Raw genomic sequence first — 17,173 nt, 5'->3', positions numbered from 1 at the left:
TTAGCTAAAAACCATTTTAATTGCGATAACTACAAGCAGCACCGCGAAAACTTTCTTAATTGTATTAACAGGTAAATAGTGAGTTGCTTTGGCGCCAATGGGCGCAACAAACCACGAGGTAATAACAATCCCAAATAATGCAGGTAAATAAACAAACCCGGCAAAACCACGCTCTAAATCGGTAACATGCCAGCCTGCGCTGATGTAACCAATCGAGCCAAATAATGCAATAACAATTCCGCACGCTGCCGCGCAGCCAATTGCTTTTTTTATATCAACCGAAAAATAATTAAGCATCGGTACTATTAAAGCTCCGCCGCCAATCCCTATTAAACCTGATAACCCGCCCATTATTGCAGAAACGCCCCCTAAAATAGGACCAGCCGGCAACGGTTTTTCTGACATCGGTTTATTACGCGCGGAGAGCACCATTCTTGCTGCAATAAATACAACACTTATAGCAAACACTGTACGTAATATTTGTTCAGGGATTAAACTTGCTGCAAAGCCACTAATAAGTGCACCTAAAGCCACACCCGACATAACCCACGGGGCGATTGCCCAAGGCACATTATCATTTTTATGATGAGCCAGCGCTGAAGACGTTGAAGTAAATAAAATAGAAGCGAGTGAGGTTGCAATAGCAATTACTAATACATGATCAGCCGACGTTACATTAAATGAGAGTAGCAGAGTGGTTAGTACTGGAACGATAATTAAACCGCCGCCAATGCCTAGTAACCCAGCTAAAAACCCAACAATACAGCCTAGTAGTGCGCAGCTTGCGACTAACAAACCTAAGTCATACATAGTAATCTCAAATACCCTTTTAAGGTTTATATATTAAAGGATTATAAAACTAATAGCATCTGTGTATTGCAATTAATTAGGTGTACAAGCTTATTTGGGGGTGTAAAACAAATCACCTAATTTATGCTCTAGCATAAAGCTTCGCGTTAAACGTAGTACTTGTTTGGCAGTGGATTGCGCTAAACATTCACTTAGTAGTTGTTCCATGTCACTGACATTTAAACGCCTAAGTACCCACTTCACTTTATTAAGCGATGATAAATTCATACTCAGGCGTCTGTAACCCATGGCAATAAGCAAAATAGCACCTTCAGGATCGCCGCCTAGTTCACCACACAAACTAAATGGCAGTTCATATTGCTCACATTCGTGCGCCACTTTATTTAGTACTCTTAGTACACCTGGATGATAAGGGTTAAAAAGCTCGGCTACACGTGCGTTAGCTCTGTCTACTGCTAATAAATACTGTGTTAAATCGTTACTACCTACTGAGCAAAAATCGACTTTTTTTGACCACTCTGGAAGCATAAATACACTTGAAGGTACCTCTAGCATTATACCTATGTCGGGTCTTTCTATGGTTTGCTCTGGGTATTTTTCACTTAACTCAAAATAAGCCTGTTCAAATAACGCAAGTGACTCATCAACTTCTTCAGTGCCACTGATCATAGGGAGCATTATTTTTAAATTACCCAAACCAATATTTGCTTTAAGCATCGCTTTTAGTTGATCTAAAAATAACTCTGGATGATCAAGGCTAATACGAATACCACGCCAACCTAAAAATGGGTTTTCTTCGGTAATATTAAAGTAATCAAGTACCTTATCGCCCCCAATATCCAATGTACGCATAACCACAGGATTAGGATGATAGCTAGTTAGTACTTCTCGGTACCAATTTTCTTGCTCTGATTGCGAAGGAAACTGACCCTTTTGCATAAACCACGCTTCGGTTCGATAAAGCCCCACACCGTCACAAATATGCGCGCTACTTTGCTCAGTATTAAGCTCAAGGCCTGCGTTTAATAATAAGCTAACATGTTCACCGTCAAGCGTAATTGATTCTGAGTCTTGCTCAGCTAAAAAGCGGTTATTAAGTAGGTTATCTTGATGCTGTAACTCTGTGTATTCGTCCATCAGCATTTGTGAAGGCGATATATATAAACGCCCAGCAAATGCATCTAAAATCATCGGTTTGCCATTAAACTGCAGTAGAGGTAAATCCTCTATACCCCAAATAGCAGGAATGCCCATCGCACGCGTTAATATAGAAGCATGGCTATTTGCAGAGCCATTTACGCTTACAACGCCTGTTAAATGACCTTTTGGCACTTCAGCAAGCATGGCGGGTGTTAAGGTATTAGCAATTAAAATAGTGTTGGCCGGATAATTTTTAACAGCGTGCTCGGTATTTACAAGGTGGTGTAATACGCGAAGACCAATGTCTTTAACGTCAACAGCACGCTCTTTTATATAAGGGTCTTGCATGGCATTAAATTGAGATATTAAACGCTCTATTACAATTTTTAGGGCGCTTTTAGCACACCACCCTTCTTGTAATTGCATTTCAACATTATGCCCTAAACTTTTAGCATCAAGCAGTTGTTGATACACATCAAATACCGCAAGAGCTTCGTGCGGAATAGAATCGCTTAGCGTCATCGATAGGGTATTAAATTCTTTGCGCGTTGCAGCTACAGCTTGAGTAAACAAACGACGCTGCTCAGTGACGTCACTGTCTTTTAAAAGCTCAATAGATTTAAAATCAAGTTTTGGTAATACAACAAATGCTTGTCCTATACCTATTCCTGGCGCGCTCGATACACCTTTTAAAACAGACGTTTGATGAGATGATTCATCTTGGCGTAGTATTTCTTTAATTTCAGCATGCGCTAACTGTGAAGCAAGTTGAGCAGAAAGTGTTATTAAAAACGACTCTTCGTCTTGGCTAAATACACGTGCCATTTTTTGTTGGACAACAATAACGCCCAGTACTTTTTTTTGATGAACAACGGGTACAGATAAAAAAGCGTTGTAGCCTTCTTCGTTTACTTCGGGGGAGAGCTTAAAACGAGGATGCGATTTAGCAAATGCAATATTAATAGGTTCTTCGCGTTGCGCTACTAGGCCAACTAAACCTTCGGTAAAACCAATTCTAAACTTACCTACCGCATCGGGGTTTAGCCCTTCGGTTGCCATAAGTACAAAATTGTCTTGGCTGTAATCTGCAAAATAAATGGAGCAGCACTGGGTTTTCATGGCATCTTTAACCATTTGCACAAAGCACACTAATGCGCTGTCTAAATTCGCTTGTCGCGATACAGACTCCGCAATAGATCTCAGTGTAGCCAGCATGTCCTGCTCCTTTATTTTATTCTGAATTAACTACCTTTTACTTCGCCAATGATCTTTATGTTGTTCTCTCTTATTAAAAGGCATGGCGAAAGGAGCAAACTCTTTCATTACACGTCGATAAACATCCCGTTTAAACGATACAACCTGTCTTACAGGATACCAATAACTTACCCAGCGCCAATCATCAAATTCAGGATGATGGGTTTTAAGTAAATTTACATCTTCGTCTTTACAGCGTAATTTTAGTAAAAACCATTTTTGTTTTTGCCCAATACACACCGGACTAGAGTCTCGGCGGATTAATCGTTTGGGTAATTTATAGCGTAACCAATGTTTTGAGCTTGCGACTATTTCTACATCTTCTGGTCGCAACCCTACTTCTTCGTGTAATTCACGGTACATGGTTTGTTCTGCAGTTTCGCCATCATCAACACCACCTTGGGGAAATTGCCAAGAGTGTTGACCATAACGTCTGGCCCAAAAAACCTGTCCCTGATTATTGCAAATCACAATTCCGACATTGGCACGAAAACCTTCGGCATCAATCACCTTAGTGCCTCATTTGTAAGTCGATTTTTAATGATTGTTCCACATTAGCCGCAATACGGCAAATACTATTATACCCAACCCGATTAGTAAGCTAAGTTTGAGCTTTTAGTACATTGATAAATTATGGAGAGTGGGTAAATATTTGGAAAATAACTTAACAAGGCTATTGCGGTTCTTGTTTTCCTCTAGTTACTCACAGTTTGTGCATAACTTTTGTAAAACACGCTCATTTTGCAAACAAATCCACAATATTAGATCTAAAAACTTGGCTTCTCCACAGATTCTGTGGATAAACATGTTCATATAGTTGTATTTATCCTTACAACTTTTAAATTGCTTAATCAAAACTGAATGTACAACATTAAAAAAACCAACTGAGTCAGTAACTTAAAGTAAAGCAGCTTAATTTCAATATGTTCAAAATTAACCCAAACAACAAGCGAGCAAAAAACACACAACCCTAGTGATATCCACGGCTTAGCCTATTTGCTATCATGGCTATGATATTTATACAACCGAAATTAAGAATACTAATTACGTTGCATTGATATTTATAATCGCAATAAAAAGTAGCTCAATAACAAAAAACTATCATATGCAGTTTCTCCGCATAAGTAGTTTCAACGTAGTTAGTGAGTTATTAAACCTCTATAATATTTATATTTTAATAAAATTGGCATGACATGCGACCTACAAAACCACACTCAATTAACGATTTAATGCAACGCGTTAATAATATTGCCGGATTAACTCTAGGGCAGCTTGCTAACAAGTATAATTTTAAAACGCCGGATGATTTACTGCGCGAAAAAGGTTGGACTGGTCAGTTAATTGAATACGTACTAGGTGCTACTGCGGGCTCAAAACCACTTCCGGATTTTGAAGATTTAGGAATTGAGCTAAAAACACTCCCTATTTCCTATAAAGGTAGGCCACTTGAAACTACGTTTGTATCGGTTACACCTTTAATGAACGTTACAGGAATGATTTGGCATACCAGCTCTGTACGTAAAAAACTAAATCATGTTTTATGGCTGCCAATTTTAAGCGAACGTGATATTGCCCCGTTTGATAGAACCATCGGCAGCGGCTTTTTGTGGCAACCCTCACCTGAACAAGACGCTTTATTACAGCGCGACTGGGAAGAGCAAATGGAGCTAATTGCGCTAGGTAGAGTTGACGAAATATCAGGCCATTTAGGCGATGCGATGCAAATACGCCCTAAAGCTGCTCATAGTAAAATAGTAACTGATGCTATTGGTCCAAATGGGCAAATAATTAAAACCCTACCCCGTGGCTTTTACTTAAAAACCAGTTTTACAGGTGATATTTTAAAGCAGCAGTTTCAGCTTTAACTGTGTTATAAAATATTAATTGTTGAGCCATTTTTGTGGGTACCCTCTTTTCGCACTACGTGCGCGCGCCAGCAGCTTAACGCTACAACTTATTCTCATCTCTTTGAATAAAAGTATCAGGCATAAAAAATCCCCGCTTGTGCGAGGATTTTATCATCTAAAATTAAAAATTAGATTCTATATAAAATAGAATTACTGACCTTTAACTTCTTTAAGACCGTTGTACGGTGCTTTATCACCTAATTGCTCTTCAATACGTAGCAATTGGTTGTACTTTGCAACACGGTCAGAACGGCTCAATGAACCTGTTTTAATTTGACCTGCAGCAGTACCAACAGCTAAATCAGCAATTGTTGAATCTTCAGTTTCACCAGAACGGTGAGAAATAACAACAGTAAAACCAGCGTCTTTAGCCATTTTTATTGCAGCTAAAGTTTCAGTTAAAGAACCGATTTGGTTAAACTTAATTAAGATTGAGTTAGCAATACCGTTGTCGATACCACGTTTTAAAATCTTAGTATTTGTTACAAATAAATCATCACCTACTAATTGGATTTTATCACCCATTAGTTTAGTTTGATGTGCAAATCCATCCCAATCAGACTCATCAAGACCATCTTCAATAGAAACGATTGGGTACTGATTAGTAAGATCTTGTAAGAAGAAGTTAAATTCTTCAGAAGTGAATTTTTTGCCTTCACCCTTAAGGTCGTAGATATTTGCTTTTTTGTCGTAGAACTCAGATGCAGCACAATCCATCGCTAAAGTAATATCTTTACCTAGCTCGTAACCTGCGTTTGCAACAGCGACTTTAATTGCTGCAAGAGCCGCTTCGTTAGATGCAAGGTTAGGTGCAAAACCACCTTCATCGCCAACCGCTGTTGAATGACCATCAGCTTTAAGTACTTTAGCAAGGCTATGGAATACTTCAGCACCCATACGTAGGCCTTCGCGGAAGTTTTTAGCGCCAACAGGTTGGATCATGAATTCTTGAATATCTACAGAGTTATCTGCATGCTCACCACCATTGATGATGTTCATCATTGGAAGTGGCATAGAGTAAACACCTGGTGTGCCGTTTAAGTCAGCGATATGTTCATAAAGCTCAACTTTTTTAGACTGTGCAGCTGCTTTCGCAGTTGCTAGTGATACAGCTAAGATTGCGTTTGCACCTAATTTTTCTTTATTTTCGGTACCGTCTAAATCTAGCATCACTTTATCTACAGCGCTTTGATCTAATGCACTTTGGCCTTTTAAAGCATCAGCAATTTCATTATTGATATAACCAACTGCTTTTAATACACCTTTACCTAAGTAACGTGATTTATCACCGTCGCGTAACTCTAATGCTTCACGAGTACCAGTAGATGCGCCTGAAGGTGCTGCTGCACGACCCCAAGAGCCATCTGCTAAATGTACGTCTGCTTCAACAGTTGGGTTACCACGCGAGTCCATAATTTCGCGACCGATTACTTTTACGATTTCTGACATCTTGATTCCTCTATATTCCCAAAATGGTGAGTTCAGCTAACTTTACTACGTTTTATATAGCTTAGTCAGCCCTTAAAACAAAAAAGCCGTGCAATATGCACGGCTTTTAAAATTACGAATTCGCTTTTTGGTGGATATGCGCGGCTGCTACAAACCCTTCAAATAACGGATGACCATCACGTGGAGTTGACGTGAATTCCGGGTGGAACTGCGCGGCAATAAACCATGGGTGATCTTTATTTTCGATAATTTCTACCAGTTTTTTATCTTCTGATAAACCAGTAAAGCTTAAGCCTGCTTTTTCAAGTATTTCTACAAAGTTATTATTTACTTCGTAGCGATGACGATGGCGTTCAACTATTTCGTCGCTGCCATATACTTCGCGTACTTTAGAACCTGGCGTTAAATGACATTTTTGTGCGCCTAAACGCATAGTGCCACCTAAATCAGATTTCTCGCTACGTGTTTCAACATTACCTTCAGCATCTAGCCATTCAGTAATTAAGCCAACTACTGGTGCTTCTGAATTTGCATTAAATTCTGTAGAGTTTGCATCCGTTAAACCTGCAACATTACGTGCATATTCAATTAATGCTACTTGCATACCTAAACAAATACCTAGGTATGGTACTTTATTTTCACGTGCGTATTTAGCCGCTAAGATTTTACCCTCAACACCACGTCCGCCAAATCCACCTGGTACTAAAATAGCATCTAAGTGTGAAAGTAATTCAACACCTTTGTTTTCTAAATCTTGTGAATCTACGTATTGAATATTAATTGTTAAACGGTTTTTAAGGCCCGCATGCTTTAATGCTTCGTTAACCGATTTGTACGCATCTGGTAATTCAGTGTATTTACCAACCATACCAATTGTCACTTCACCCGTTGGGTTAGACTCTTGATAAAGTACTTGTTCCCACTCAGCTAAATCAGCTTCTGGTGGATCTAAGTGAAAACGACGACATACGAAGTTATCTAATTCTTGCGTTTTTAATAGCGCTGGAATTTTATAAATGCTGTCTACGTCAGGTAATGAAATAACCGCTTTTTCTTCTACGTTTGTGAATAATGAGATTTTTGCACGCTCATTATTAGGTAGTTTACGGTCTGAACGACAAATAAGAATATCTGGCTGAATACCTACTGAGCGTAACTCTTTAACAGAGTGCTGAGTTGGTTTTGTTTTAACTTCACCTGCAGGGCCTAAAAATGGCACTAACGTTAAGTGAATAAATAGCGCGCGTTCGCGGCCAATTTCAGTTCCCATCTGACGAATTGCTTCAATAAACGGTTGTGATTCTATATCACCTACAGTGCCGCCAATTTCTACAATAGCAATATCATAACCTTCAGCACCGTCGTATACACGTTGCTTAATATCGTTAGTGATATGTGGAATAACCTGAATAGTAGCGCCTAGGTATTCACCACGGCGCTCACGACGTAATACGTCTTCATATACACGGCCTTGTGTGAAGTTATTACGACTAGTCATTTTGGTACGAATAAAACGCTCGTAGTGACCTAAATCAAGGTCAGTTTCTGCGCCGTCTTCTGTAACGTAAACTTCACCGTGTTGAATTGGGCTCATTGTGCCTGGGTCAACGTTGATGTAAGGATCCAGCTTTAAAATGGTAACATTTAAACCACGGGCTTCTAAAATAGCGGCCAGTGAAGCTGCGGCAATACCTTTACCCAACGAAGAAACAACTCCGCCAGTAACGAAGATAAATTTTGTACTCATGCGAACCCTAGAATATCAGGAATTAAAAGGAATATAACACCCAAAGAAGAGCCTAAGGGTATATCATCAAGACGGGGCGAAATTGTACCAAAACACTGCTTATCAATCCAGCTAAAATTAGCTAATGCGCGCACAAAAAATGTGCACTATTTAACATTAAGCCTATTTTACTTTTTTAATTGCATCCCACGCACTGTCCATTTCTTCAAAGGTGGCTGTATCTAAGCTTTTACCTTGCGCATGCAAATAGGCGTTTACCTTTTCAAAACGCGCTGAAAACTTATCATTAGCGCTACGAAGCAGCTGTTCGGGGTCTCGTTTAACATGGCGTACAACATTAACAGTGGCAAAAAGTAAGTCGCCGAGTTCTTCCGCTGTATGATCAGATAACGGGTCTCGCTCAATAGCTTCTTTTACTTCAAGCACTTCTTCGCTCACTTTATCAAGTGCACCATGATACGTTGGCCAATCGAAACCAAGTGCGGCAACCCGTTGTTGAATTTTTTTTGCTTTACTTAAGCTTGGCATATTGGCAGGAATATCTTGCCAAAAAGAAGGTGATTCGGTTTGCGCTCTAGCACTGCGTTCTTGTGCTTTGATTGCTTGCCACTGCTGCGATAGCTGCTTATCTGTTAGCTCTTTTTTATCGCCAAATACATGCGGGTGGCGACGGGTAAGCTTATCGTTTAATTGCTCCACTACATCATTAAAATCAAATAGATTTTGCTCTTGTGCAAGCTGCGCATAAAAAATAATTTGAAATAACAAATCACCCAATTCACCTTTAAGCTCATCTAAGTTGCCTGACTCAATACAGTCGGCAACTTCGTATGCTTCTTCTAGTGTATGCGGCACAATAGATTTAAAATCTTGTTTAAGATCCCACGGGCAACCGCCCTTGGGATCTCGCAGTGTTTTCATTATGCTAAAAAGTTGTGTAAGCGCTGCATTATCATTCATGATTAATGACCACGCTTGGCATCGTGTACACCTTCAATTTGGTGTAACTTAGAAAGAACACGGTTAGTACCCGATAAGTCGTGTACTTCTATTTGCATCGTAAATATAGCTAACTGATTATCTTCAACCGTATTTACGTTCATGTTTAAAACATTTACTTTTTCGTTAGCAAGTACTGAGCTTATATCGCGTATTAGCCCTGAACGATCGGTGGCTTCTATTTTAATACTTAGTGCGTACGAGCCGTTGATATCATCAGACCAACTTACCGAAATAACACGCTCTGGATGCTGATTTTTTAAGTTATTAAACGAATCACAGTCTTCCTTATGAACACCTATTCCTCGACCTTGCGTTATATAACCTATTATCTCATCGCCAGGTACAGGACGACAGCATTTTGCTACATGGCTCATTAAGCTACCAACGCCATCAACCACTATGCCGTTTTTGTCACCGGTTACTTTGCTAGGCGCTTTAATACGAATAACCGGCTCATCTTCTGTCCGATCACTTACAAAGTTAAGCATTTGATTGAGGCGTACATCGCCCGCACCAATTGCAACCATCAAGTCATCAAGTTCTTTAAAGTTAAAACGCTTAATGGCAGGCTCTAATTCTTTGTATGTTAAATTAAGCTTTTGTAATTCACTGTCGAGAATTTCTTTCCCCGCACTTAAGTTTTTGTCGCGGTCGAGCTGTTTAAACCAGTGATGAATTTTGGCTCTAGCGCGCGATGACTTAATGTATCCTAATGACGGGTTTAACCAATCACGACTTGGATTTGGTTGTTTTTGGGTCAGTATTTCTACCTGATCCCCGGTTGTAAGTTGATGCGTGAACGGCACTATTTTGCCGAAAATTTTTGCGCCAATACAACGATGCCCTACATTTGAGTGAATGTAGTAAGCAAAATCAAGCGGTGTAGCGCCAAGTGGTAAATCAATAATATCGCCGCTTGGGGTAAATATGTATACGCGGTCTTCTACTACTTGGTTTTTAAGCTCTTCTGCTAAATCGCCACCATCAACCACTTCTTCTTGCCATTGAAGTAACTTACGCAACCAGCTAATTTTTTGCTCATAACCCGAGCCGCGTCCTGGTAATGCACCTTCTTTGTACATCCAGTGTGCAGCCACACCCAACTCAGCATCTTGATGCATATCGCTGGTACGAATTTGTATTTCTACTGTTTTACCTTCAGGCCCAAATACCACGGTATGAATTGACTGATAGCCGTTTTGTTTTGGGGTTGCTACATAGTCGTCAAACTCTTTATTAAGATGACGCCAATTGGTGTGCACAATACCCAGCGCTCCATAACAATCTTGTAGGCGTTCAACAACGATACGCATTGCACGAATATCAAAAAGCTGATCAAACTCGTAGTTTTTTTGCTGCATTTTTTTATAAATGCTGTAAATGTGCTTGGGGCGGCCATAAACTTGGGCCTCTATGCCCGCTTCACTTAAACGGTTTTTTACTTGCTCAACCATATCTTCCATATAGGCTTCGCGCGTAAGACGTTTGTCGTCAAGTTGTTTGGCTATGCTTTTATAGGTGCCTGGGTGCAAATATCTAAACGATAAATCTTCCAGTTCCCACTTTAATTGCCCTATTCCTAATCTGTTTGCCAATGGTGCAAAAATATCAGCCGTTTCTTTAGCGGCAATGACGCGGTCTTCTTCATCCGCATTTTTTACATTACGTAAATGACATACCTGCTCGGCAAGCTTAATGACCACGGCGCGCACATCTTCAACCATGGTTAATAACATTTTTCGAATATTATCAACTTGCATAGTTCCTTTACCTTGATGCGATAAAGTACTAATAGTGGCCATTTGTGCAACCCCAGTTAACAGCATGGCTATATTACTACCAAGCTGCTCTTCTATGGTTTCCAGTGATATTAAATCGTTTAAAAAATACGGGGTTAAATACGCAGTAGCTAACGATTCGGGGTCGAGATTTAGCTCAGCTAAAATTTCAACCATTTCGATTGCAGTAGTTTGCCTGCTTTCATTATCACATTTTACGCAGAGCGCTTGCGCTTTAGTAAGTAGCTCTGTTTTTTCTTCAGACAAGGCAAGAAATGAAAGCCGAGTGCTAAAATCTGTTGTCTCATCTTGTTGATGTGATTGTCGTGTAGCTACCATAATGCGTTCTACCTCCGTTGAAATAACGCCATAGTTTCAATATGCCCTGTATGAGGGAACATATTCATTAGCCCAATTTTATTAAGATCAAAGCCAGCTTGTGAAATAATTGCGCTGTCACGGGCTAAAGTAACAGGGTCACAAGAGACATATAAAATAGTTTTAAACTGCTTTAAAGATAATTGCTCTAATACAGCCATTGCACCAGTCCTAGAAGGATCGAGTACAAGCACATCTAAGTTTTTACTAAACCATGGGGCGCTCTGTATGCTTTGCGTTAAATCAAAGCAATGAAACTGCGCATTGGTAATAGAGTTAGTTTGCGCATTTTGAGCAGCCATTGCAACCGCTGAAGTCACACCTTCTACGCCAATTACAGATTTTGCTTGTTTTGCCAACACTAATGAGAAATTACCAATGCCACAAAATAAATCCAATAAATTTTCATCACCTTTTAAATCAAGCCAATTTGCGGCTTGCTTTAACATAGCTTCGTTAACTTGCGCATTTACCTGAATAAAATTACCTAAACCAAATTCAAATTTTAGATCAAACTCTTTAAGATAATAAAACGGCATGGCTAAGTGTGAATGCTCAATTACATCGCTCTCGCTTTGCCATACAACTTCAAACTGTTGGCTTTTTGTTATGTGCTCAACCAAAGCCTTTGTATCATCGTTAATTGCTTTAGTGTGACGAATAACAACAAAGTTTTTCTCATCACTTTGGCATAACTGTAAATGGCTTATACTGTGCAGCGCTTTGTGTTGATTAATTAAACCATCAAAAAGTGTAAAAACATCTGCAAATACTTCATCAAGTACTGCACATTTATTAATACTGACAATATTTTTTGAACCACTGGCTCTGTAACCCACACGCATTTTTTTTGCTGCTTTATCAAACATAACGGCTATGCGAGCGCTGCGCCTGTAATGCACAGACTTACTTAATAATGGAGCTTGCCAGTTTAAGCTGTTTAATTTAGCAAACTTACTAAATAGCTGAGTAACTGCAGTTTGTTTTTCTACAACTTGTTGGCTTACTTCTAAATGCTGTAATTGGCAGCCACCACACTGATTATAGTGCTCACAAAAAGCGTCTACTCTTGATTCACTCGCTTTAATAACTTTAATTACTTTTGCACTGCTGTATTTAGCTTTATCTTCGACGAGCATTGCTTTAACTGTTTCATTTGGTAATGCACCGCTTACAAAGCATACTTTATTATTATGCTTAGCAATGCCACGCCCTTGATGATCCATTCCCGTTATATTTAATTCTAATGTTTGTTGCTTAAGCGGTTTTTTTTTCGCTTTAAAAATTTGCGCCATTAGGCATTACCTTCAGTTTATTTATGAAGCACCTATATTTAGATGCTTTAGAATGCGTGTTGAACCGTATATACTCAAATCATACTAATAACGATAAAACGCTCCCATTATGACCAAATTAGGCTTACGCGATTCTGTTTTAACACTGACCCTGATCCCAACGGTGATCATAGGATTACTACTTGGTGGCTATTTTACAATAAATCGTTACATTGAGCTTGATGAAATTTTATATCAGCAAGGTACTACTATTTCTGAGCCCCTTGCTATTGCGCTTGAGCAACCCATGCTCGAAAAAAACAAACAGCTATTGAATCGCCTTATAAGCTACACACATAACAAGCACTCCCCTACAATTAAGTCGATTGCAATTTTTGATAAAAATAATGCGCTATTAATGACGAGTAATTATCACCGCTCATTTGAAAAGTTAATTAATCAAAAGACGCTCATAAATTTAAAAACGACCCACGTGCAAAAGTCAGATGAGCTTGTTACATTCTTCACGCCCATTATTAACCATACAAGTCACGACTCTAAATGGGATCCATCTGCTTTTCAGTCATCTTTGGGCACCGTTATTATACAGCTAAACAAAGACCAAGCTGTTATAGGGCAGCAACGTGCTTTATTAATTAGCGGTATTGTAATTATTTTATCATTGGTATTTGCAGCAATTTTAGCTTTAAGGTTAAGCCGCATGTTTATGACGCCGCTTAATAAGTTAGTACTTGCAACCGACAAGTTAGTCGAAGGTAAAAGAAGTACTGGCCTTAACGACAACATGATAGGTGAATTTGAGCTATTGCGAGAAGGCTTAAATACCATTGCTCACACTATGGTGATGCAAAAAGATGAAATGCAAAAAAATATTGACCAAGCAACTAGCGACTACCGCGAAACACTAGAGCAATACGAAACGTCAAATATAGAGCTCTCATTTGCAAAAAAAGAAGCTCAAGATGCTAACCGCGTAAAATCAGACTTTTTAGCTAAAATGAGCCACGAACTTCGTACTCCGTTAAATGGTGTTATTGGATTTACACGCCAGCTTTATAAAACACCACTAAACAAGCATCAAAAAGACTATCTCGACACTATTATGCTATCAGCAAATAGTTTAATGACTATTATTAGCGACATTCTAGATTTCTCCAAACTAGAAGCGGGTGCAATGGAACTTGAGTCGATTCAGTTTCAACTTCGTGATGCTGTAAATGAAGTGATGACACTACTCGCTCCTAGCGCACACGATAAGCAATTAGAGCTATCCATTTACATTAACCAACAAGTACCAGATGACTTAACGGGCGATCCCACTCGCTTTAAACAAGTGCTGATAAACCTATTAAGTAATGCGATTAAATTTACTGAAAAAGGCTCCATTAAGGTCGACATAAGCCATCGGTTACTCGACGACGAACGCACCTCTTTACTTGTGTCAGTAACAGATACTGGCGTGGGTATACCTATGGATAAGCAAGACTCTTTATTTACTCCATTTGGGCAAGCAGACTCAAGCATTACACGTAAGTTTGGTGGTACAGGTCTTGGCCTCATTATTACTAAGCATATTGTTGAAGCGATGAATGGCCGCATAACATTAAACTCTGCACCAGGTAACGGTACCTGTTTTACATTCAATAGTGTGTTTAGTTTGCCCAATCATGTATTTACTAACGACTTACCGACTAAATCGCTCATTGGTAAACGTATTTTGTATTTAGAGCCACACGAGCATACACATCACGCTGTACTTTCGTTATTGACTCAGTGGGAATCAAGCGTAACGGCATGTTTTAATGAGACTAGCTTTTTAGACGCTATAAAAAATACTGAACATAAATATGATGTTTGCTTAATTGGCCATATGGCATCAGTTGATGATATGCAGCAACTAAAAAGCTATGTAAAAGCCGTGCGTGAATCTACTGATTACTTATATTTAATGCTTAATACTGTATCGCACAATATGCGAGAAGCCTTTATAGGCAGCGGTGCTGATGCGTGTTTAAGTAAACCACTTAATCACCGTAAGTTATGTGAAGTACTTGCTGCACCTTACAGGCTTGACCACCCTACTCATAATATTGAACAAAACGATCAAGCTTTGCTGCCGTTAAAAGTATTAGTTGTTGATGATAACGATGCCAACTTAAAACTTCTCCATACTTTATTAAGTGAACAGATTGAAGTAATAGAAACGGCACATAATGGTTCACAAGCATACAGCTTAAGTAAAAGTCATAAATACGACATAATTTTTATGGATATTCAGATGCCAATTATGGACGGTATAACCGCATGCAAGCTTATACAAGAATCATCACTTAATGAAGATACACCAATTATAGCTGTAACGGCACACGCCCTTCAAAGCGAAAAAGAGCAACTACTAAAAGATGGCTTTAAAGGCTATTTAACTAAGCCTATTGATGAAGATATGCTTAAACAAATTATTAGCGATCATAGTCCACAGACCCCGGTTAATCGCGATAAAGCTAAAACAGATACACCACAAAGCCCGGCTCCATTTCAAAGTAGTCGAATTGATTGGGCACAAGCCCTGCAGCGTGCTGGCGGAAAGAGCGAGTTAGCGCTAGAGATGCTTAATATGCTACTTCTAAGCGTCCCTGAAACTCTTACATTGCTTGCAAAAGCGATAGAGAGCAATGATTGTCAGCAAGTCTTAAGTATTGTCCACAAGTTTCATGGCGCATGTTGCTACACTGGTGTACCTAAACTTAAATTACTCGCAGAAACAATTGAAACATCACTTAAAAATAAATGCTTATTAGAGAATATTGAACCTGAATTATTTGAGTTACAGGACGAGCTTGAAAACTTACTTGCTGATGCAAGCGTAACTGAGTTACAAAGATAAGCTTTGAATTTTAGATACAAAAAAACGCGGCATTAACCGCGTTTTTTTAATTAAGCTTTTTAAATACTTATGTAGATTCGTATTACATTCTTGCTTCAATCATTAATCGTTTCATATCGCGTACGGCTTTATCGAGTCCATCTATCGCTGCACGAGCAATAATAGCGTGGCCAATATTTAGCTCATAAATCTCAGGCATCGCGGCAATGGGTTTAACGTTATGGTAATGAAGACCATGGCCAGCGTTAACAATCAAACCTAAGCTTGCTGCGTATTTAACACCTTCACGAATATGCTCTAACTCTTTGTGTAAATCAGTATCATTTGTTGCATCAGCATACGCGCCTGTGTGTATTTCTACATAAGGAGCACCACATTCTTTGGCTGCATCTAGTTGTGCTTTATCTGCATCAATAAATAGCGATACTTTAATACCCGCGTCGGTAAGCGTTTTTGTTGCGGCTTTAATTTTATCTATATTACCCGCTACATCTAAGCCGCCCTCGGTGGTTAACTCTTCGCGCTTTTCAGGTACTAAACACACGTACTCGGGTTTTACTTCAAGCGCTATTTGTATCATTTCATCGGTAACAGCGGTTTCAAGATTCATGCGAGTTTGGATAGTTTTAGCCATCACATAAACGTCGCGATCTTGAATATGGCGTCTGTCTTCACGTAAGTGAATCGTAATACCGTCTGCGCCTGCATGCTCTGCTACACTGGCTGCATGGGCTGGATCTGGGTAACTTGTTCCACGCGCTTGACGAAGTGTTCCAATATGATCTACGTTTACACCCAAAAGAATATCTTTCATTTTCTTACCTGTAAAATTACGTTTATTGAGAGGCCATAAATAGCTCACGGCTTTTTAATGGTTTACTACCTAATAAGGGTTTTAATAAATAGCGACTTAATTGCTTTGCCATATATAGCACATCACTTTGGCTAAAGTCATGATTTGCTATGGCGTTGAGTTGTTTGCCACTAAATCCAGAACGCGTATCTTCTTGTATTAAAAAACCAAGTTCGGGGAAATAACTATACGTCTGCTTTTCATCTATTGGTTCACCACTGGCATCAAAACTAAAATCAACGCCATAACCGAGTAATTCCAATAATTGAAATTCGTACGAGCGAAGCACTTCTTGTAAATTGGCTCCGCTGTTTAGGTTTCCTAGGTGGGATTTATATAGCTCAAATACTTGCTCAATTGGCTCATTAACAGGAACGATGCGATTAGTTAGCTCATTCAAATAAAAACCACAATAAAGCTCATCACCTTTTAAAAAGTGCGAGTTGCCATGCAGTTCAAACTTATTGATATATTTTAAATCGTACTTGCCACTGTAATTAACAAGGAGTGCCTGGAACGGCTGAAGTTGTGCTTTATGTTTAGTGGCCTGGCGACCACTAATTCGAGCCAGCATTCGTAACTGGCCAACGCCTTCTACAAGCATATCTAACATTACTTGGGAGTCACTATAAGGACGCCGATGTAATAAATACGCGGTGTAGAAGTCGCTATCCAT

At 39.3% G+C, this 17,173-nt stretch carries 12 protein-coding genes; 2 read left to right on the top strand and 10 right to left on the bottom strand.

From position 1 onward, the window contains the following. The 3 genes from QL995_RS04365 to rppH form a co-directional block, all read right to left on the bottom strand. Complete coding sequence (locus QL995_RS04365; RefSeq protein ID WP_290293156.1) at nt 1-810, bottom strand: sulfite exporter TauE/SafE family protein; 810 nt, start codon at nt 808-810, stop codon at nt 1-3. 90 nt (nt 811-900) lie between these two features. Next, on the bottom strand, nt 901-3,165 hold the full coding sequence (gene ptsP / locus QL995_RS04360; RefSeq protein ID WP_007583118.1) for a phosphoenolpyruvate--protein phosphotransferase: 2,265 nt from the start codon (nt 3,163-3,165) through the stop codon (nt 901-903). A gap of 30 nt (nt 3,166-3,195) precedes the next feature. Continuing rightward, nucleotides 3,196-3,714: an RNA pyrophosphohydrolase gene (rppH, locus tag QL995_RS04355; protein WP_002958704.1), complete on the bottom strand. Its 519-nt coding sequence runs from the start codon at nt 3,712-3,714 to the stop codon at nt 3,196-3,198. Between the two features lie 683 nt (nt 3,715-4,397). Here rppH and mutH point away from each other — a divergent pair. Further along, a complete protein-coding gene (gene mutH, locus QL995_RS04350) occupies nt 4,398-5,069 on the top strand; it encodes a DNA mismatch repair endonuclease MutH (protein ID WP_282114577.1) in 672 nt (223 codons plus the stop codon). A 192-nt stretch (nt 5,070-5,261) separates the two neighbouring features. On the opposite strand, the gene eno is transcribed toward mutH, so the two are convergent. The 5 genes from eno to rlmD form a co-directional block, all read right to left on the bottom strand. Next, nucleotides 5,262-6,560, bottom strand: a complete 1,299-nt coding sequence (gene eno / locus QL995_RS04345; protein ID WP_290293150.1) for a phosphopyruvate hydratase — start codon at nt 6,558-6,560, stop codon at nt 5,262-5,264. 112 nt (nt 6,561-6,672) lie between these two features. Beyond that, nucleotides 6,673-8,307: a CTP synthase gene (locus QL995_RS04340; protein WP_010553216.1), complete on the bottom strand. Its 1,635-nt coding sequence runs from the start codon at nt 8,305-8,307 to the stop codon at nt 6,673-6,675. Between the two features lie 162 nt (nt 8,308-8,469). Continuing rightward, nucleotides 8,470-9,267, bottom strand: a complete 798-nt coding sequence (mazG, locus tag QL995_RS04335) for a nucleoside triphosphate pyrophosphohydrolase (protein ID WP_290293146.1) — start codon at nt 9,265-9,267, stop codon at nt 8,470-8,472. Nucleotides 9,268-9,269: 2 nt separating this feature from the next. After that, nucleotides 9,270-11,426: a GTP diphosphokinase gene (gene relA, locus QL995_RS04330; RefSeq protein ID WP_290293144.1), complete on the bottom strand. Its 2,157-nt coding sequence runs from the start codon at nt 11,424-11,426 to the stop codon at nt 9,270-9,272. Between the two features lie 8 nt (nt 11,427-11,434). Continuing rightward, on the bottom strand, nt 11,435-12,760 hold the full coding sequence (gene rlmD / locus QL995_RS04325; protein WP_121953493.1) for a 23S rRNA (uracil(1939)-C(5))-methyltransferase RlmD: 1,326 nt from the start codon (nt 12,758-12,760) through the stop codon (nt 11,435-11,437). A 109-nt stretch (nt 12,761-12,869) separates the two neighbouring features. Here rlmD and barA point away from each other — a divergent pair, with 109 nt between their 5' ends. Beyond that, complete coding sequence (gene barA, locus QL995_RS04320; protein ID WP_290293140.1) at nt 12,870-15,644, top strand: two-component sensor histidine kinase BarA; 2,775 nt, start codon at nt 12,870-12,872, stop codon at nt 15,642-15,644. Between the two features lie 82 nt (nt 15,645-15,726). Here barA and pdxJ read toward each other — a convergent pair whose 3' ends face one another. Both pdxJ and recO read right to left on the bottom strand, forming a co-directional pair. Further along, nucleotides 15,727-16,458, bottom strand: coding sequence for a pyridoxine 5'-phosphate synthase (gene pdxJ, locus QL995_RS04315; RefSeq protein ID WP_290293138.1), 732 nt, complete (start codon nt 16,456-16,458; stop codon nt 15,727-15,729). A 22-nt stretch (nt 16,459-16,480) separates the two neighbouring features. After that, a complete protein-coding gene (recO, locus tag QL995_RS04310; RefSeq protein ID WP_197151980.1) occupies nt 16,481-17,173 on the bottom strand; it encodes a DNA repair protein RecO in 693 nt (230 codons plus the stop codon).

This window comes from Pseudoalteromonas sp. APC 3358 (assembly GCF_030408075.1).
GTDB lineage: Bacteria > Pseudomonadota > Gammaproteobacteria > Enterobacterales > Alteromonadaceae > Pseudoalteromonas > Pseudoalteromonas arctica.
The sequence above is the reverse complement of the archived record's forward strand: the minus strand, read 5'-3'. Positions and strand labels throughout refer to the sequence as shown.

Coding starts and splice junctions, on each gene's coding strand:
- QL995_RS04365 (WP_290293156.1), bottom strand. CDS start 810: ATGTATGACTTAGGTTTGTTAGTCGCAAGCTGCGCACTACTAGGCTGT.
- ptsP (WP_007583118.1), bottom strand. CDS start 3,165: ATGCTGGCTACACTGAGATCTATTGCGGAGTCTGTATCGCGACAAGCG.
- mutH (WP_282114577.1), top strand. CDS start 4,398: ATGCGACCTACAAAACCACACTCAATTAACGATTTAATGCAACGCGTT.
- eno (WP_290293150.1), bottom strand. CDS start 6,560: ATGTCAGAAATCGTAAAAGTAATCGGTCGCGAAATTATGGACTCGCGT.
- QL995_RS04340 (WP_010553216.1), bottom strand. CDS start 8,307: ATGAGTACAAAATTTATCTTCGTTACTGGCGGAGTTGTTTCTTCGTTG.
- mazG (WP_290293146.1), bottom strand. CDS start 9,267: ATGAATGATAATGCAGCGCTTACACAACTTTTTAGCATAATGAAAACA.
- relA (WP_290293144.1), bottom strand. CDS start 11,426: ATGGTAGCTACACGACAATCACATCAACAAGATGAGACAACAGATTTT.
- rlmD (WP_121953493.1), bottom strand. CDS start 12,760: ATGGCGCAAATTTTTAAAGCGAAAAAAAAACCGCTTAAGCAACAAACA.
- barA (WP_290293140.1), top strand. CDS start 12,870: ATGACCAAATTAGGCTTACGCGATTCTGTTTTAACACTGACCCTGATC.
- pdxJ (WP_290293138.1), bottom strand. CDS start 16,458: ATGAAAGATATTCTTTTGGGTGTAAACGTAGATCATATTGGAACACTT.
- recO (WP_197151980.1), bottom strand. CDS start 17,173: ATGGATAGCGACTTCTACACCGCGTATTTATTACATCGGCGTCCTTAT.